General features: G+C 49.2%; 23 protein-coding genes. 13 read left to right on the plus strand and 10 right to left on the minus strand.

Annotation, left to right across the window (positions count from 1 at the left end):
* Nucleotides 1-5 precede the first annotated feature (5 nt).
* Genes mvk through Mpt1_RS00845 form a run of 3 tightly spaced genes read right to left on the minus strand, consistent with a single transcriptional unit; the run spans nucleotide 6 to nucleotide 2,585 of the window.
* On the minus strand, nucleotides 6-956 hold the full coding sequence (gene mvk / locus Mpt1_RS00835) for a mevalonate kinase (protein ID WP_048111386.1): 951 nt from the start codon (nucleotides 954-956) through the stop codon (nucleotides 6-8).
* Nucleotides 953-1,483, minus strand: coding sequence for a hypothetical protein (locus tag Mpt1_RS00840; RefSeq protein WP_048111392.1), 531 nt, complete (start codon nucleotides 1,481-1,483; stop codon nucleotides 953-955). Before Mpt1_RS00840 ends, mvk begins: the two co-directional genes overlap by 4 nt.
* Nucleotide 1,484: 1 nt before the next feature.
* Entirely contained in the window at nucleotides 1,485-2,585 is a 1,101-nt protein-coding gene (locus Mpt1_RS00845) for a pyridoxal phosphate-dependent aminotransferase (protein WP_238603129.1), read from the minus strand.
* A 112-nt stretch (nucleotides 2,586-2,697) separates the two neighbouring features.
* On the opposite strand from Mpt1_RS00845, the gene Mpt1_RS00850 reads away from it, so the two are divergent.
* Together Mpt1_RS00850 and Mpt1_RS00855 are read left to right on the plus strand one after the other, a co-directional pair.
* Nucleotides 2,698-3,084, plus strand: coding sequence for a hypothetical protein (locus tag Mpt1_RS00850; RefSeq protein ID WP_048111396.1), 387 nt, complete (start codon nucleotides 2,698-2,700; stop codon nucleotides 3,082-3,084).
* Nucleotides 3,085-3,093: 9 nt separating this feature from the next.
* A complete protein-coding gene (locus tag Mpt1_RS00855; RefSeq protein ID WP_048111398.1) occupies nucleotides 3,094-4,248 on the plus strand; it encodes a YfbR-like 5'-deoxynucleotidase in 1,155 nt (384 codons plus the stop codon).
* On the opposite strand, the gene serS is transcribed toward Mpt1_RS00855, so the two are convergent.
* The 3 genes from serS to Mpt1_RS00870 are packed head-to-tail and all read right to left on the minus strand — an operon-like array spanning nucleotide 4,249 to nucleotide 6,131.
* Entirely contained in the window at nucleotides 4,249-5,511 is a 1,263-nt protein-coding gene (gene serS / locus Mpt1_RS00860; RefSeq protein ID WP_048111400.1) for a serine--tRNA ligase, read from the minus strand.
* A 9-nt stretch (nucleotides 5,512-5,520) separates the two neighbouring features.
* Nucleotides 5,521-5,814 (minus strand): YhbY family RNA-binding protein, encoded by a 294-nt coding sequence (locus tag Mpt1_RS00865; RefSeq protein WP_052399216.1) that lies wholly within the window; start codon nucleotides 5,812-5,814, stop codon nucleotides 5,521-5,523.
* Nucleotides 5,811-6,131, minus strand: coding sequence for a ribonuclease P protein component 4 (locus Mpt1_RS00870; RefSeq protein WP_048111401.1), 321 nt, complete (start codon nucleotides 6,129-6,131; stop codon nucleotides 5,811-5,813). The genes Mpt1_RS00865 and Mpt1_RS00870 overlap by 4 nt, the downstream gene beginning before the upstream one ends.
* 190 nt (nucleotides 6,132-6,321) lie before the next feature.
* Here Mpt1_RS00870 and Mpt1_RS00875 point away from each other — a divergent pair, with 190 nt between their 5' ends.
* From Mpt1_RS00875 to Mpt1_RS00900, 6 genes are read left to right on the plus strand one after another with little or no spacing between them, the layout of a single operon-like run.
* Entirely contained in the window at nucleotides 6,322-6,840 is a 519-nt protein-coding gene (locus tag Mpt1_RS00875; RefSeq protein ID WP_048111404.1) for a 50S ribosomal protein L16, read from the plus strand.
* Nucleotides 6,841-7,830 (plus strand): diphthamide biosynthesis enzyme Dph2, encoded by a 990-nt coding sequence (dph2, locus tag Mpt1_RS00880; protein ID WP_048111406.1) that lies wholly within the window; start codon nucleotides 6,841-6,843, stop codon nucleotides 7,828-7,830. It abuts the gene before it with no gap.
* Between the two features lie 24 nt (nucleotides 7,831-7,854).
* On the plus strand, nucleotides 7,855-8,604 hold the full coding sequence (mtxX, locus tag Mpt1_RS00885) for a methanogenesis marker protein Mmp4/MtxX (protein WP_048111409.1): 750 nt from the start codon (nucleotides 7,855-7,857) through the stop codon (nucleotides 8,602-8,604).
* Entirely contained in the window at nucleotides 8,601-9,074 is a 474-nt protein-coding gene (locus tag Mpt1_RS00890; RefSeq protein ID WP_048111412.1) for a 6-pyruvoyl trahydropterin synthase family protein, read from the plus strand. Before mtxX ends, Mpt1_RS00890 begins: the two co-directional genes overlap by 4 nt.
* On the plus strand, nucleotides 9,074-9,745 hold the full coding sequence (gene queC / locus Mpt1_RS00895; protein ID WP_048113572.1) for a 7-cyano-7-deazaguanine synthase QueC: 672 nt from the start codon (nucleotides 9,074-9,076) through the stop codon (nucleotides 9,743-9,745). The genes Mpt1_RS00890 and queC overlap by 1 nt, the downstream gene beginning before the upstream one ends.
* A gap of 3 nt (nucleotides 9,746-9,748) precedes the next feature.
* Entirely contained in the window at nucleotides 9,749-10,372 is a 624-nt protein-coding gene (locus Mpt1_RS00900) for a 7-carboxy-7-deazaguanine synthase QueE (protein ID WP_048111414.1), read from the plus strand.
* Here the strand turns inward: Mpt1_RS00900 and Mpt1_RS00905 are convergent.
* On the minus strand, nucleotides 10,364-10,711 hold the full coding sequence (locus Mpt1_RS00905) for a NifB/NifX family molybdenum-iron cluster-binding protein (RefSeq protein WP_048111417.1): 348 nt from the start codon (nucleotides 10,709-10,711) through the stop codon (nucleotides 10,364-10,366). The two genes, Mpt1_RS00900 and Mpt1_RS00905, sit on opposite strands and share 9 nt — an antisense overlap.
* Nucleotides 10,708-11,541, minus strand: coding sequence for an Mrp/NBP35 family ATP-binding protein (locus Mpt1_RS00910; protein WP_202965151.1), 834 nt, complete (start codon nucleotides 11,539-11,541; stop codon nucleotides 10,708-10,710). The genes Mpt1_RS00905 and Mpt1_RS00910 overlap by 4 nt, the downstream gene beginning before the upstream one ends.
* Nucleotides 11,542-11,627: 86 nt before the next feature.
* Between Mpt1_RS00910 and Mpt1_RS00915 the strand changes: the two genes are divergently transcribed.
* Together Mpt1_RS00915 and Mpt1_RS00920 are read left to right on the plus strand one after the other, a co-directional pair.
* Nucleotides 11,628-12,029: a VOC family protein gene (locus Mpt1_RS00915; RefSeq protein ID WP_048113574.1), complete on the plus strand. Its 402-nt coding sequence runs from the start codon at nucleotides 11,628-11,630 to the stop codon at nucleotides 12,027-12,029.
* Between the two features lie 38 nt (nucleotides 12,030-12,067).
* Nucleotides 12,068-12,643, plus strand: a complete 576-nt coding sequence (locus Mpt1_RS00920; protein WP_048111421.1) for a flavodoxin family protein — start codon at nucleotides 12,068-12,070, stop codon at nucleotides 12,641-12,643.
* On the opposite strand, the gene Mpt1_RS00925 is transcribed toward Mpt1_RS00920, so the two are convergent.
* Entirely contained in the window at nucleotides 12,644-13,366 is a 723-nt protein-coding gene (locus Mpt1_RS00925) for a hypothetical protein (protein WP_048111423.1), read from the minus strand.
* A gap of 495 nt (nucleotides 13,367-13,861) precedes the next feature.
* Between Mpt1_RS00925 and Mpt1_RS00930 the strand changes: the two genes are divergently transcribed.
* From Mpt1_RS00930 to Mpt1_RS00940, 3 genes are read left to right on the plus strand one after another with little or no spacing between them, the layout of a single operon-like run.
* Entirely contained in the window at nucleotides 13,862-14,353 is a 492-nt protein-coding gene (locus Mpt1_RS00930; protein WP_052399217.1) for a PUA domain-containing protein, read from the plus strand.
* Nucleotides 14,335-14,709, plus strand: a complete 375-nt coding sequence (gene sepF, locus Mpt1_RS00935) for a cell division protein SepF (RefSeq protein WP_048111425.1) — start codon at nucleotides 14,335-14,337, stop codon at nucleotides 14,707-14,709. Before Mpt1_RS00930 ends, sepF begins: the two co-directional genes overlap by 19 nt.
* Nucleotides 14,710-14,711: 2 nt before the next feature.
* Nucleotides 14,712-16,022 (plus strand): HD domain-containing protein, encoded by a 1,311-nt coding sequence (locus Mpt1_RS00940; protein WP_082007302.1) that lies wholly within the window; start codon nucleotides 14,712-14,714, stop codon nucleotides 16,020-16,022.
* Here Mpt1_RS00940 and Mpt1_RS00945 read toward each other — a convergent pair.
* Nucleotides 16,012-17,463, minus strand: a complete 1,452-nt coding sequence (locus Mpt1_RS00945; RefSeq protein ID WP_048111429.1) for an RtcB family protein — start codon at nucleotides 17,461-17,463, stop codon at nucleotides 16,012-16,014. The two genes, Mpt1_RS00940 and Mpt1_RS00945, sit on opposite strands and share 11 nt — an antisense overlap.
* Nucleotides 17,464-17,470: the final 7 nt, after the last annotated feature.

Raw genomic sequence — 17,470 nt, forward strand, 5'->3', positions numbered from 1 at the left:
TATTTTCACTTTTGCTCACTTTTTTCAGATGTGCGGACTCCTTCGACACCGGTTTTCACAATAAATGGAGCTCCGCCGCGGGAAGAAATAGCCTCGCACACTTTATCCGGTTGATCGGTGAGTGCGACCATGCATCCTCCGCCGCCTGCGCCGGTCAGCTTTGCACCGTATGCGTATGGTAGCGATGCATTTACAAGTTTGTTCAATTCATCTGAAGATACTCCGAGGATAGAGAGGAGCTTATGATTCTTTGTCATGAGTTTCCCGAGATTGACAACATCATTCGAGCGTATGCACTTCAGTCCTTCGACAGTTATCCCGCTTATCTCTTCGATAATATCGGAGGCGAAACGGTTGCTGTCCTTGTATTTTCTTACCTTCTCTACCAAAGGTCCGGTGGCCGCTCTGATGCCGGTACATCCGATCACAAATGTCATCTTCGGAACATCGATCCTTGATACGTTCCAGGCATGTTCATTCTTACTGATGTTCCAGAGTATGTCCTCTTTTTCTTTTGACATGTTCAAAGCTATGCCGTAGCCGTGTGCGGATGCGGAAGTGTCCATCGGGCTCCCCCTGCCTTGGCTGAAATATTCGGCTTCGAAAGCCTCTTTTGCTATATCTGCCACGTTCAGCGATCTATTGTTCAATGCGCGCATTGCTGCGGAGAAAGCCACAGAAAGTGCGGCAGACGAACCCAACCCAGAACCTGTGGGGATCCTGCTGTCCATATTCACCGACACAGGCATCATGTCGTAATTCCCTAAGATATATCTCAAATGAGGATTCTGCCGGATGTCCGCCGCCTCATTGTTGATCATGAACTCGTTGCTTTTCTTCACACTCATGTAAAATCTTCGGTCGATCGCGATCGCTATGGCAGGTTTGCCGTATACAACCGCATGTTCTCCGAGGATGACGAACTTTCCCGGAGCGGAAGCGAAGGCCTCGTTCATTCTGTCAGACCGTATTTGTTGAGCATTTCTTTAATTGCATCGTTCGGGGTCCTCTTCCCAAGCAATGGTTGGGGGATGTCCCACCATCCCTCTTCGAATGCCTCGAGTTCCATCTCGTACATCTCTTTGCTGGGGAAGTCCTCTTCTTTTACACCAAGGAGAGCTTTTCTGTGTTCTTTGATGATGTCTACCTTGAATTTCTTATTTGTAAGCATGAGCCCGAGGTAACTGTCGAAGCAGAACGAGATCTCCAGTCCGAGTTCTTCCGGGGCAGAGTCACTTATCATATCCAGCACGCCGTTCGCGGTCATACTGAAGATCATTTTGCGTTTAGCGTCCTCTGGGAGCCCCTCGATGCTGTCTATCTCTTTGATCATAGCTTCGTACCAAAGATCGGCCATTGCGGACACTCTGCGGGGGTTCTTCTCGTACAGTTGAAGATGCAGGTATTCTTCTTCAGACGGCCCCTCTTCATTCAGACCGAAAAGGTCTGCATTCTTATCATCCAATATAATTCTCTCCGCCATCTCATTCACTTCGTAGTTTTCCAATAACATCTCCCAGTATATCCATTCCCGCATTGATCTTCTTCTCATCCGCTGCGTAGGAGAATCTCAAATGACCCTCGCCGTATTTTCCGAACGAAGACCCGGGAGTGCAGATAAGGCCGTTCTTCGCAAGCGTGTTGGCCAACTCTTCCGATCTCATTTTGAGATCGTATGATGGGAAAGCATAGAACGACCCCTTCGGGGGCGTGATCCGCATCCCGTCGATATCATTGATGCGCTTTGAGATAAGGTCCCTTCTGGCTTTGAATATCTTTCTGGCATTGCTCAGGTATTCGTTCATAACGGGAAGTGCATTCAGTATTCCGTATTGAGCGGGCATGTTCGGGCTTGCACATACATGATACTGCATTTTGATGAGGTCCTCCATTGTTCTCTTATCTGAAAAAATCGCCCCCATCCTCCAGCCGGTCACCGCCATCATCTTGGAGAAACCGTTGACCACGACCGCTTTATCCAAATGAGGAAGGAAAGAGTAGTGTTTCCCCTCGTAGATGTAGGCATCGTAGACCTCATCCGAAAGTATCATGACATTGTGATCTTCCGCTATATCCAGGATAGCCTTGTATGTCTTTTCGTCCAATACCCCTCCCGTCGGGTTTGCAGGACTATTTACCACGATCATTTTTGTTTTCGACGATATCAGCTTTTTCATATCTTCAATATCGGGGGTGAAACTACCCTCTTTAAGCTTATATTCCAGCGGTTTTCCGCCTGCGAGCACCGTATGAGGCGAATAGATAACAAACCCAGGGCTGGGCACCAGCACTTCGTCACCCGGCTCAATGAAGGCCTGTGTGGCCTCAAGGAGTGCCGAAGAGCCGCTGGGAGTGATCATCACGTTCTCCCCCGAAAGGTTGCCGCCGTACTTGGAGAACCATTTCGCCACTCCGTTCCTCAATTCCATTATGCCTGCCGTAGGTCCGTATTTATTCAATCCGGCGGATGCGGCCCTGTTCATCCCCGCAATCGCTTCTTTCGGAGGATCGAGATCAGGTTCTCCGAGCCCAAGATTAATGGAATTCGGACCGGCCAGATCGAACATCTTTCTGATGCCCGACATTGGAATGGATTCAAGCCTTGTTGATATTTTCATAAGGGGAAATCGTTTGCATATTATATTGATTTATTTTTCCGTATGGTATCCTTATTAAATAATTGCGCAATGTACTGTCATGGCAAAGGTTGACAAACGCATATGGGTGATCTTAGACGTTATCGGGATGATCCTATTGGCGGTAGGAGCGTTAAGGATAATGACGATGTTCCCCCAGCCGAAAGATGCGGTACCTCTCATAATCATCGGGATAGCACTGATCGTTGTCGCGTCCGTGTTCATTTTCCTCATGGGAAGAGAACTCAGGATCGAGGATGCCGAATTCCGGAGGTTCGAGGACATAAGGGACAGCGCAAGGATGGTGCCTAACGACCTCGACGAAGGTTATGTGATAGATTATACGGCCGATCCGGACGATGCGATATTCTACATGTACAACAGAACGGATCCGGGTGATGATGACCAAGGCATCCGATCCGATGAAATGATCGTTTATTTTGAGTAAGAGGGTAACATGTCTGGCAAGAGGGCTTTGAACGGAGATATGCTGTATCTGATGTTCGATACTTCCAATATGCACAGATGGAACGATCATCTAAGGACGATAGATCTGACTGAGCTTGATAAGCAGGCCCACAAGGCGGCGATCGCATGGGTCCTCGGTAAATACGAAGAGACGGAAGGCGGCGCAAGGATCGACTGGACGAAGATAATCGAAGGCTCGCTTTTTTCATTTATCCAGCGAAGTGTGATGACCGACCTTAAGCCTCAGGTCTTCCACAGAATAATCTCCGAGAAATCGGAAGAGGTCAATAATTACGTTATCGCTTGTTTCGATGAGAACGTACCGGACGCCGATCCCGAGTTCAGATCGAAAATGGTAAAATATTTCAGATCCGAGAAGAGATCGAAAGAGGATGACATTGTCAGGGCGGCCCACTATCTTGCGACAAAATGGGAGTTCAAGACCATCTACGATGCGAACCGCTCGATGTATGGGATCGAGAACACGAAGAAAGAGCTGGAGGGGCAGATACAGCAGCACATGGACCTTATCGGTGTGAAAAAACAGATGGAAGATGAGAACACTTTTGACTTTATCGATCTTGTCGGACAGCTCCGATTCCAGCAAAGATGGGCAAGGACCCCCAGGATACCGAGGACAACGGTCCTCGGCCATTCTCTGATGGTGGCGAACATGATATTCCTGAACGACTTTGACAGGAAGGCCGGAAGCAGGCAGATATACAACAACTTCTACACTGCGCTGTTCCACGATCTTCCGGAAGTGCTTACCAAGGACGTAATAAGTCCGATAAAGGCTAACGTGGACGGTCTGGCACATCTTCTTGAGTCATATGAAAGGGAGCTTGTTCAATCGAAGATAATGCCTCTGATACCAGCATCGTGGCATGAAGAGATGGAATTCATGGTCTATGAACCGTTCACGGACGTCGACGATAAAAAAATGGGAAAAAGGACAGGCAGAGACATAAAATCCTGCGACCTTATGGCTGCATACATCGAGGCAAAGGTCTCGAGGTGCTACGGCATATCATCAAAACAGCTTCAGGATGGAGAAAAAGAGTTAAGGAAGAAGTTGGAGAACAACGGCTCCGGCATCGGAGCCAAAGATCTCATCGAGAGATTGGACAGGATATTGATGTGATCATCCTATTGTATCTTGGCCTCTCATGTACTTCCTGAGGACCTTTGGTATCGTCACAGTACCGTCCTTGTTCTGATAGTTCTCAAGGATGGCGACCATGGTCCTCGGCAGAGCCAGTCCAGAACCGTTGAGAGTGTGTATGAACTCGCTCTTCATGTGTGGCTCCGGTCTGAATTTGATACGGGCCCTTCTTGCCTGGAAATCAGTGAAGTTCGATACCGATGATGATTCCAGCCATGCGTTGTTGGCGGGGGCATATATCTCTATATCGTAGCACTTGGAGCACGAGAAACCCATGTCGCCGGTGCACAGAAGCAGGACGCGGTATGGAAGACCCAGAGCGGTAACCAATTCTTCGGCATCGTTCCTGAGGGTCTCAAGCACATCGTACGATGTGTCTGGATGGACGAACCTGACCATCTCGACTTTATTGAATTCATGCACTCTGATTATCCCTTTAGTGTCGGCATGCTTCCCAACCTCCCTTCTGAATGAGGGGAGGTATGCCGTGTACAGGATCGGGAGCCTCTCCTTCTCAAATATCTCATCCATGAATAGGTTGGTCACGGGCACTTCCGCTGTAGGATTGAGGAACATATCCTCTTTCTCGATATGGTACATATCATCCTTCAGGTTGGGATATTGTCCTGTGCCAGTCAATGCTTCTTTATTGACTAAGATCGGAGGGAATACTTCCGTATAGCCCTGATCCATGTGAGTGTCGAGGAAGAAGTTGATCAGTGCGCGCTCAAGACGGGCGCCGTTGCCTTTAAGGCAATAGAACCCGCTGCCAGCGACCTTGACACCTCTGTCGAAATCAATTATATCCAACGCTTCCGCGATCTCCCAGTGCTGTTTCGGGGCGAAGTCGAACTTTCTTTTCTCTCCCCTTTCATACACCACGACATTCTCTGTGCTGTCCTTTCCGATCGGCACAGTCGAATGAGGTACATTGGGGATGTTTAGAATGCAGTCGTCTCTAATCAATTCCAACTCGCCCATCCTTGCGTCGTTGTTCTTTATTTTCTCGCCGACTTCACGCATCTCAACTACTTTGGCCTCTTTCTCGCTGCCTTTCATCTTCGAGATCTGAACGGAGACCTCGTTCCTTACTTTTCTCAGACGATTGTTCTCATCGGTGAGCGATCTCCATTCCGAGTCTGCGGAGAGGAATTTGTCCAATATATCGGTGCTCCTGTTCCTGTTCACGAGCATCTGTCTGATCATTTCCGGTTGTGTTCTGATGACATTGACGTCTAGCATTTTCGCACCTCAGAATTTCTTTTGGCTCAGCGAGGTCCATGTACGCTTGTCGGTGAGTACGACAACTCCACCTCTGACATCCACTATGACGGAATTAGTGGAAGCGGCAAGCGTCTCCGCGATCTCTTTTGTATCGCTCTCTGCGTTGCTCAGGACCTTGACCTTGATCAAACGCGCTTTCTTCAGTTGCGCAATGATCTCATTTGTCAATCCCTCGTCTATTCCTTCTTTTCCCACGTGCACGGTGGGGCTGAGGTCGTTCGCACGCCTCATCAGTTCTTTTCTCGCTTCCTTTTCCGTCATTTCTTTCTCTCCTTCGTGTACGGCTTTCTTTTCAGGCCGCCGCAGTTCTGACACGTTGTCACTACCTTTCCGGCCGTCAGCCTTACCGTGCAGTTGACACCGGGGACCAGAGGCATAAGACACTTCTTACAGTATCTGAAACCCTCCGGCATCTTCGTCCTGGTCTTACGTCCGATGGCTCTTGCCAATGAAACATATCTTACCGCAAGATCTGGTCGGTCATCGGCCAGAGCCTCTTTCGATAACTCTGTGAGCTTCGAAATACGCTCCACGCCTATTTCTGCGACCGCATTCTTGGAGATACGCTTTTTAGACATGTTCCGTGATGTGAGTTAAGATACTGATATAAAGATTATCGGTTCGGACCCATATCCAAGGGACGGTCCATGGAAAGTGTTATATTCGCTGTCTTATTGGGTTGTGATAATAAAAAGAATGGAAGAGTAACAGTCTTTAAATAGAAATTCGAGATTGTCGCTCTATCGCGTTTAATAACAGGTGGCGCAAATGGTAAGAAAGCCAGCATCAATGTACAGAAGGATCACAGGACAAGCGTACACACGCCGTGAATACATGGGAGGAGTTCCCGCAAGCAGATTGTCACAGTTTGACATGGGGAGCCCGAGTGAAGATTTCCCGGTGGTACTCACGCTGAAGGTGAAGGATCGTGTGCAGGTAAGACACACCGCATTGGAGGCCGGACGTATCGCAGCCAACAAGATGCTTTCCTCTCAGGCCGGAACAGCAAATTACCACCTTAAAGTAAGAGCATATCCACATGTTGTTCTCAGAGAGAACAAACTTGCCACCGGCGCAGGAGCGGACCGTGTGTCATCCGGTATGAGGAACGGTTTTGGGAAGGCAGTAGGAACAGCCGCAAGGCTTGAGAGAGACCAGGCGATCATGACGGTCAGCGTCTCCGCCGATAAAGTCAATGTGGCAAAAACAGCGCTCTGGAAAGCATCCATGAAATTCCCGTCCCCCTGCTACGTAGATGTAGAGAAAGGACAGGAATACATGAAATAAATGTTCGAACTGCGTCTGGATTCGATAGCCTCCTGGATACAGGATAGAGGCTATAGGTCCGTGGCGGTCCAGCTTCCCGAGGGCGTCAAGATCGATGCCCTCGGGATATCTGATTTTTTATCAAGTAATACGAAAGCCGACATCACCATTCTCGGCGACCCTTGTTACGGCGCATGCGACCTATTTTCTGATTACAAGAAGATCGCTGACGCACTTGTGCATTTCGGGCATTCTCCTATTCATCCCCAGGAGAATGACACGGACATTCTTTTTGTCGAGATCCGAGCCGATCCCGATATCGAGAATGCTATAATCGCCGTTTCCGAAAAGCTTCCTAAAAAAGTGGGACTTCTGGCAACAGTCCAATATATCGGGCTGATGCAAAAAACAAAAGACATACTTGAGAGCAGAGGGAAAGAGGTTTTTATCGGTAAGGGGGACTGCAGGATATTCCATCCGGGCCAGGTTCTGGGATGCAATTACAGCTCCGCCGTATCTGTCAACGACAGTGTGGAGGCTTTTTTATATCTGGGGGAGGGTGATTTCCACCCACTTGCGGCCGCCTTCGGTGTCAAAAAGGAAATGTTCGTTCTTAATCCGTTATCCGGTGAGATAAGAAAAGTGGATGAGGAAAGGGACAGGCTTCTCAGGAAAAGGTTCGCCGCAATAGAGAAAGCAAGGACCGCCGAAAGTTTCCTGGTGATAGTTTGCACAAAGTCCGGACAGGATAGGTCCGCGACGGCAGACTTCCTCATAAAAAAGGTAAAAGAGCGGGGGAAGAAAGCTTACAAGATCGTAATGAACGAGATCGGCCCGAACGCTTTGCTTCCTTACAAAGTGGATGCCTACATCAACACGGCCTGTCCGAGGATCGCGATCGATGACTCGGCAAGATATTCGAGACCCATGCTCACAGTAACAGAAGCGGAGATCGTGCTCGGACTCAGAGAGTGGGAAGGGTATGAGTTCGATTCTATCACAAATCCTTAATATTAACGATATTATGAACATCCGATGTTCACAGTAAAGAACCTTCTTCAGAGAGACCTTCCCGACGTCAAAGTGGGGATAGGAAGCGGCACCGACTCCGGACACGTAGAGAAAAGCGTTCGTGCAATGAACAATAAGAACGTGAGGATCTACAAAGACCCCGTTAAGCTGGTCGATGATCTCTTCACCGGAAAGATCGATGCCGCCGTAAGAGGGGATATGTCCTCCTCGAAGCTTCTCCATATCCTCAAGGAAAGAGCGGGGGTCGATCAGATAGAGAGGGTTGTGATCATGGAACCTCCCGGCGGCCATGCCTTCTTCATGGTGCCGGTTGGCATCGACGAAGGTTCAACCGTCAAAGAGAAACACGTAATGGCTGTCAGAGCGATAGAACTGATGAAGAGCTTAGGCTCGGGGACAAGGATCGCGGTCATGTCAGGCGGCAGGAAGGACGACAAGGGAAGGAACCAATTTGTCGATATGACGCTCAGGGAAGCCGAAGAACTTACCGTCTTACTAAAAAAAGAGGGATATGACGCATACAACGCCGAGATCCTGATCGAATCGGCCGTCGAAGAGGCCGATCTCATCATCGCACCCGACGGAATAGCCGGCAATCTCATTTTCAGAACGTTGCACTTCATCGGCGGGGCGGTAGCGATGGGCGCACCCGTCCTGAATATCGATAAAGTATTTGTGGATACGTCGAGAGTAAAGACCGATTATATCGATTCAATAATATTAGCGATGATCCTGGCTGAGGAGAAGAAATGATAATAGAGATCGACGGCGGACATACCGGGATATCATTCTCGTCATGCCATTTCATCCCCATGCACGATAAATGTTCCAGACTCCACGGCCACAGTTACATCGTAAGGATAAGGCTTGAAGGGGAGCAGAACGAAAGCGGTATGGTGATGGATTTCGTCATTCTCAAGAAAAAGCTCCGTTCGATGATATCAGAGATGGATCACAAGGTCCTCCTCCCGGCACGTTCAAGGATCGTCAAGATCGTTGAAAAAAACGGCTCCGTTGAAGTGACATCCTGTAACAAGAGGTATGTCTTCCCCGCAGAGGACGTTCTGATGCTGGATGTCACCACCACAACGGCAGAGGAAATGGCCAGGATGATGACCGAGATGATAATCAAGGACATCGATTTCCCGAAGACGGTAAAGAGCGTCGCTATAGGTCTGGACGAAGAACGCGGCCAGACGGCATGGTACACAAAGGTGTTATGATGCCCAAGGCGGTTGTGCTGTTATCGGGGGGATTGGACTCCACGGTAACATTGGCAGCCGCCATTGATGAAGGGAACGAGCCTACCGCATTAAGTTTCAGGTACGGACAGAGGCATACGAAAGAGCTCGGGTCCGCAGAGGCGGTCTGTAAGCACTATGAGATAGAGCACCTGATAATCGACATAGATCTTTCTTCTTTCAGGTCTGCTCTCACGGATGAGAGTTTGGAGGTCCCTTCCGACAGAGAAGGGAAACCGGATGAGAACATCCCGATAACTTATGTGCCGTCAAGAAATATAATCTTCCTGAGTATCGCCGCCGGTGTGTGTGAATCCATCGGCGCGGAAGCGATATACATAGGTGCGAACGCTGTTGATTATTCAGGATACCCGGACTGCCGCTATGACTTCTTCGAAGCGTTCAGGAAGATGCTTACCGTCGGTACGAAGGCAGGTGTAGAAGGCAATCCCATCGATATAAGAACGCCGATATTGGAACTCTCGAAGGCGGACATTGTAAGGAAAGGCAAAGAGCTGAATGCTCCGTTGCATCTGACCTGGTCATGTTACAACGGCGGCGGAAAGGCATGCGGACACTGTGATTCGTGCAGACTGAGGCTTAAAGGTTTTAGAGAAGCAGGATATACGGATGAAATAGAATACGAGGGATAAAAAATGAAGATATGTGAGTATTTCGGTTCCATTCAGGGCGAAGGGATCACTATCGGTATTCCGACATATTTCATACGCACCGCAGGCTGCAATCTGAGGTGCGAATGGTGCGATACGGCCTATGCTTGGGAGGGCGGAATGGAGACATCCGTCGACGAGATCATGGAGATCGTGGATGACACCGAGAACGTATGCGTCACGGGAGGGGAACCTCTGCTGCAGAAGGATATGCCGGAACTTATCGACAGGCTTCTGGAAGCAGGCAAAAGGATAGTGATCGAGACCAACGGTTCAAAGGATATCTCAGTCATACCAAAGAATGATAATATCATCATCAGTATGGATGTAAAATGTCCGTCGTCGGGTATGTCAGATAAGAATCTTTCCTCTAATCTTCGATATCTCGGCAAAAAAGATCAGATCAAGTTCGTGATAGGTAATCATGTGGATTTGAATTATGCGATCCGTTTCATCAGAGAGAATCCTGTGGATGCGAACATAATCTTCGGTGCGGTAGGCGGAATGGACCTTCTTCACATCGCTGAAGAGGTCATCAACAGGAAACTGAACGTAAGGGTCCTGCCGCAGCTCCACAAGATAATATGGGGAGATAAAGGATCAGTTTGATTTATTCTCGAACTTCTTTTTCAACTCATATCTTCTTTTGAAATCTTTGACGCACTGTTCAACGGTACCGTCCTCGTCGTATGATACCTGTATCTCGGCTTTATTGAGTATCTGGAGGCCGTGGGACCCTATCCCCCCCACAATGACCGCATCGACCTTCAGACCTACTATTGCGTCTGCGACCTTGAATCCCGCACCGTTCGAATTAGCGAATTCGTTCTTCACTACGGTATAGTCAAGCGTATCCATGTCGACGATCAAAAAGAACGGGGCGTGGCCGAAATCCTCCGCAACGTATGACTCAAGCGTATCCCCTTCAGCGATAACGCCTATCTTCATTTCTTCTCCACGGTCCTTATGATCCTTTCTACGATCTTATTGAACGCTATCGCAGATCTTGATTCGGGTTCGGATATCACCACAGGCATTCCTGAATCTCCGGACCTTGCGACGCCCGGTTCCATGGGGATTCTCCCCAGGAATTGTATATCCAGACTCTCTGCGGCTTTCTCTCCGCCGCCAGATCCGAATATCTCCGTCAATTTGCCGCAGTGGGGGCAGATGAAACCGCTCATATTCTCAACGATCCCTATTATCGGTATATTCGTCTCCGCCGCAAAAGTGATGGATTTCCGGCTGTCAAGCACCGCAACATCCTGAGGGGTGGTCACAATGACCGCACCGTCAGCCTTCGGTATGAGCTGTGCGATCGACATCGCCTCGTCCCCTGTTCCCGGCGGCATATCGATGATCAGATAGTCAAGGTCCCCCCAGTCGACATCTTCAATGAATTGTCTTATCGCACTGGACTTCATCGGACCTCTCCACATTATCGCCGAATCTTTGCTGGGAAGCAGGAACGCCATCGACATTATGCTGAGCGATGGCGGCACGGAAATGGGGATAAGCATATTCTTTTCGTTCGCATAAAGCTTCTCATCCTCTATGTGGAACATTTTCGGTATGTTGGGTCCCGTGATATCTACATCCATCAGGCCGGTCTGGTATCCCTTCATTGAAAGGGCCTGAGCAAGATTCGATGAGACAGTACTTTTTCCCACGCCGCCCTTCCCGCTCATCACAATGATCACATGTTTGATCCTGGAAAGGCTGTCATGCAGTTTGGTCTCGTTCTCGATATCCTCTCCGCTCATCATTGGTTTAGGCATTTGAATTTCTCCGCACCACCTAAATGTTCAGTTCCGATATAAGGGTTATCGGAATCGATATATTCAAAAAAGTTATGGTACGGTGCATGCCGATAGGGGATCCGGGCGGAGGAAATTTCGAATATACGGTAGAGGGTCTCCCGAAATCCATCTACATGTCGGTTGTCCCTTGCAGTGACATAGGGCGCGGGATATCATTTTACAATGGGATTCTGGGCATGAATATCGTCTACAAAAAAGAGAAAGAGGCGGTTGTCAGACGGGACGGTGCAACGCTTCTTCTGAAGGCCTCCGGGTCGGTGGGAATAGATACCGGTATCTTCCTCGGAGTGGAGAACCCATATGATCTTCACAGACGTTTGGTCGATGAAGGCGTGATCTTTGTAAAAGATCCGGTCAGAGCGCCAATGGGGGTATACACGTCATTCAAGGACTATGACGGTAACATCATTCATGCTATTGAAACGAATGCGAGAGTTAAACTGTAAGCAACAAATGTTTTATCCGAACTATGTATCCTTGTTGTATGAAGGTCATAGCCCTCAACGGAAGCCCAAGGCTGATCGGGAACACAAGCAACATTCTTCACGATGTTGCTGATGAATTTGAGAAAGAGGGCATCGAGACCGAACATGTACAACTGTATTCTTACAACCTCGAGAAGTGCAACGACTGCAGATCCTGCGAGATCAGAGGAGATGGGAGATGCATCCTCGAGGATGATGAACTCAACGACATCGTGGATGCGATGAGGGAGGCTGACGGAATAATTCTGGCGTCCCCATGTTATTACGGGGCATGCTCTGCCCAGATGAAGATATTCTTAGAGAGAGCGGGTCTGATCTTGGAAAAAGGCGATAAAGGATTGAAAAGGAAGGTCGGAGGGGCCATTGTCGTGAACGCCCACGACGGAGGCTCCATGGTATATTATCAGCTTGTCAATTGGATGCTGAGGAATCAAATGATAGTATGCGGAGGAGCGCCTGCGCCTATTGTTACGGCACTCAATTCTCCGCAGTATCAGAATGATAAAGACGGTATGAAAGGGGTCATCGGCCTCGCAAAGGAGATGGCGTGGGCGATCTCCAAGCTCAGTCAATGATCAGAAGAAATAGAACCCACAACCCTCGCTTACCGAGATGTTCGCTACTGCGTTCAAACGTTCCAGTGTTCCGCCGTAACGTCTGACCATCATCTTTCCTTCTTCAGGTAGTGCTGCTGTCAATATCTCGATCTCTTTGAGAAGTTCCTTTGCCTCGTTTGGAGTGTAGACTCTGCCGCTCTTTGCTCCGTCAGGCACAGAGGCGATGATCTTACATCCTTTTTTCTCGGCAATGCTCGGAAGAAGACTGTCGTTAGGCCCGAACGTCCCGATGCATCCTCTGCCTTTGTCCCAAGAGATTTTGCATTTTTGGCACATCTCGGTCATTTCTTCAAAAGAGAGCATATCCCATCCCGTAAGGCGGTTCTCTTTTTTCGATGCGGCAAGAACTTTGTCTTTTTTTGCGCCGCTTACTTTTTCCATTTCGATCCATCCGGTGCTGGTCCTGACCGCCTTGGGTTTGAGGAGTTTGATATCATCTTCATTCTTCAGCTTATCCATATAGATCGCATCTGTTTCCGCGTTGACACGGTTCCTCTTCAGGAATGCTTCCCAATCGCCTACTTGGGATTTTGCATCATCAAGTGAGACTATGTCATCATATCCCACAAGGTCTTCCATTCCGGAGATATCATCGACCCTGACCCGGATAACATTCATTCTCAGTTCTCTGCACAGGGCGCTTTTTGCTTCCGTTTCTTTAATTCCGATGCTGATTCCCATTTTTGATGCCCTCTTTTTGTTCTTTACGTTGGTATAGGCAACATATTTTACATTTAATACATTCTTCTAAGGTGCGGAATGCGCTTTGCGGCAAAGTATTATGTTGTTGTGAAATCCTATTACGGATAGGATAGTGGTTTAACGTCCTCTCCCCGAAGGGAGAAGACGGACCCATAAGGAGGAGTCATTCCTGCTTCCGTTTTACGGTGGTTCGAGAATGATCTCGATCACCAAAGGATCGAAACAGGCCCTGATACGGATAAACCGGAATCGCTTGGTGATGATTGCCGCCTCCTGACCCGGACGGTCCGGACATACCGCGCCTTGAGAGTTTGTACCTCCGACTCCCCATCCGCGGTCATCTTACATTATACGTTCATATATGATATAGCCAGCAGTAGAAATACTCCATTTGGTAGTGATCGGACAAGTTAATGTATTTAGATTTTTTTCAAGCAAAAGTATGAAAACCGTAAAAGAGATGCTGGAGACGATATGGCCGATATCAGAATAAGAAAAAGAAAGAGGATGAGAGAGAAAGAGATCAAGGTTCTTTCATCAGAATTGGAAGGATTATTGGGAGTTCCGGTGTTCACGGAAAAAGATACAGTCGATATCGCCGAAAGCACCGACTTCGATCTTTTATTCGTAGGAAGCGATATTATCGGACTGATCAAGGAAGGAAAGCCGTTCCTGACCGTCCGCGGCATCATCAAATACAAACCCATCAAAAGATATGTGACCGTAGATATGGGCGCCGTCCCCTTCATTACGAACGGCGCAGACTGTATGGGACCGGGTATCGTCGAAGCGGACAAAACAATAGCCGTCGGCGATTTTGTGTGGATCAGGGACGAAAAGAATAAAGTTCCGCTGGCAATAGGAATATCCGAAAGAAGCGGAGAAGAGCTCTCCCAAAAAAGATCCGGAAAGGCAATAAAAACCATCCACAACGTCGGAGATAAACTTTGGAAGACCGGGGAATAAGATTGTTTGGAAGAAAGGAAAAGGCGAAGAAGAAAAGCGAGAAGAAGTTCGTCGATCTCAATGACTATCAGGCGCCTATGTATGCGCCGTCTGATGCCAGAGTAAAGGTGGTCGAAGTGACATCTTACCGCGATCTGAAACCTTTGACCGACATGGCCTACCGCGGTAACATCCTGGTCCTTGACTTTTCCAGGTTTGCCGAGGAGGACAGCGTCAAAAGGGAGATCGCAAAGAATCTCATGGAGGTCGCAAAGGATATCAGCGGGGCTTTCCTTGAAGTTTCGGACAGGCTGATGGTCCTCAGTCCGAGCGGTCTCAATATCGACAGAAGCAAGATCAACTACAGGGAGAAATGAACATGTCCGAAGGATACAAAGTGATCTATGATCCGGTGCACGGAAGTGTCCTCGTCGATGAGCCGTTCCTTTCGATTCTCGACAGGCACGAGATGCAGCGCCTCAGGGCCGTGAAGCAGCTGGGTCTCGGATATATGGTGTTCCCCGGAGCCAACCACTCGCGGTTCGAGCATTCGCTCGGAACATATCATCTTGCGGGAAGGATGGCCGATTCGATCGGACTCTCCGAAGACGATGCATCGGCCGTAAGGATGGCGGGCCTGATGCATGATATTTGCCACACGCCTTTTTCACACACAACCGAAGAGATAGTGGAGAATGCCACCGGAATGGACCATATGGAAGCGGCGAAGAAGCTGATCAAGGGGGAGATCAGAACAAATCAGGAAAGGGATGACGATCTATTTGCTGGAATGCCTCCAATCTCAGAGATGATCGAGGAGCACGGGATATCTTCTGATGAGGTCTGCAGCCTGATAATGCATCCCGAGTCTGTCGACGGTCTCGATGCCTTCAGCCAAGGGAAGAAGGCCGCACATTTCTCATCAAAGGATTTCATTCACCAGATAATACATGGGCCGATCGACGCCGATCAGATAGATTATCTTGTCAGAGATGCACACTATACCGGAGTGATCCACGGAAAGGTCGACATTGACAGACTGATAGGTACGATGAGAGTATACAACGACAGGATAGTGATCGAAAAAGGCGGTACCGCGGCCGCAGAAGGCCTGATGGTCGCCCGATCGCTGATGTATTCCTCGGTCTACTTCCACCGGGCTGTCAGGATAGTCAAGATGATGCTTATGAAGTCGATCGAAGCCTCTTCAATAGATGTAAGCGGCATTTATCTCTGGAACGACGAAGAGTTGATGGGAAATCTTATTCAGGAAGGAGGCACACCGTCCCGAATAGCCAGATCTGTGCGGAACAGGATCCTCTATAAGAATGTGGCCACCGTTTTCAGCGAGGATGCTTCCGAAGAACTTTTGGAACATCTTTCGGAGTTCACGGGATATCGCAAGAGGAAGCAGCTGGAAGCGGACATTGCGGAGCGTGCCGGGATCGACGTATCTGACGTTATCGTGGATATTCCTCCGAGGTCGATATTGCTCTCGAATCAAAGCATAGGAAAGACCGATGTTTCGATCCTCGATCCGGAGGGGAAGGTCAAAGCGCTGACAAGATTATCTCCGTTAGCAAAATCGTTGCAGTCAAGGGATACGTTCGGCTGGTCGCTTCTGATCGCTTCTCCCGAAGAACATAAAGATGCTGTTCTTAAAGCCTCAAAGAAGCTACTCAACCTTTGACGACGCCGATCGGTGTTAATTTTGCCACTTTGTCGGTCAATCCCGCGGCGCAGACCACTTTGATCACTTCGTCAACATCTTTGTATGCGGCCGGAGCTTCTTCCAGCAGACCTTCGTCGGAGCCGCTTCTGAGATAGATGTTGTTCTTTCTCATCTCGTTCTTTACATCGGATGCCTTGAGTTTGCTTAAAGCGGCATTCCTCGACATCTTACGCCCGGCGCCGTGGCAGGTCGAACCGAAGGTCTCCTTCATGGCGCCCTTCTTCCCGACCAGCACATATGTTCCGACCTTCATGTCTCCCGGTATGATGACCGGCTGCCCGACGTCCCTGTACATTTGGGCTATCTCGGTGCGTCCGGCGGCGAATGCGCGCGTTGCGCCTTTCCTATGTACCAGCACATTCTCGGAATGTCCCTCCACATCATGACGCTCTTTCTTTGCGATGTTGTGAGCCACATCGTACACGACATCCATTCCCATATCCTCGGCGCTTCCTTCCAGGATGTTCTCGAAAGACTCCCTTACCCAGTGGGTGATCATCTGTCTGTTGGCCCAGGCATAATTGGCGCCGCAGCACATGGCTTTGTAGTAATCGTCGCCAAGCTTTGAGTCGAGCGGGGCGCATGCCAATTGTCTGTCCGGAAGATCGATGTTATTGTTTTTGATGTACCTTTCCATTTCCTGAAGGTATTCGGTCGCTATCTGATGGCCGCAGCCTCTGGAACCGCAGTGTACTGTGACCGTAACGGTCCCCTCTTTTAACCCGAACTTCTTTGCGACATCTTTATCGAACACATCATCTACCACATCCAGCTCCAGGAAGTGGTTGCCGGATCCGAGAGAGCCGATCTGAGGTATCCCTCTCTTGCGTGCCTTGTCGCTTACCGCGGACGGGTCCGCATCTTTCATGCGCCCCTTTTCCTCTGTGGCCTCCAGGTCGCGTTCCCACCCATATCCGTTCTCGACGGCCCACTTCGAACCGTTCTTCAGAATGTCGTCCAGCTCTCTGTTGCCTATTTTTGTCAATCCCTTTGAACCGAGTCCGGAAGGCACATTTTTGTACAATTCGTCAACAAGGACGCCGACCTTCCCGCCCAGATCATCTACGGTAAGGTCCGTTTTTATCAAACGGACGCCGCAGTTGATGTCGAAACCGATCCCCCCCGGGGAGATGGACCCGCTGTCCGCATTGACGGCCGCAACTCCTCCGATGGGAAAGCCGTAGCCCCAATGTATGTCAGGCATTGCCATCGAACTCCCCACGATCCCCGGAAGGCTGGCGACGTTCGCCGCCTGCAGCGGAGCGTTGTCCGATCTGATCTGTCCGATCATGTTCTCGCTGGCATAGATCACGGCGTTGGTCCTCATAAAGGGAAATTCATCCTTTGGTATCTCCCATCTGTTCTCATCGATCTTCTTCAGTTTTCCGTTCCATGCCATTTGAATC

Origin of the sequence: Candidatus Methanoplasma termitum (assembly GCF_000800805.1) — an archaeon.
In the GTDB taxonomy this organism is placed as follows: Archaea; Thermoplasmatota; Thermoplasmata; order Methanomassiliicoccales; family Methanomethylophilaceae; genus Methanoplasma; species Methanoplasma termitum.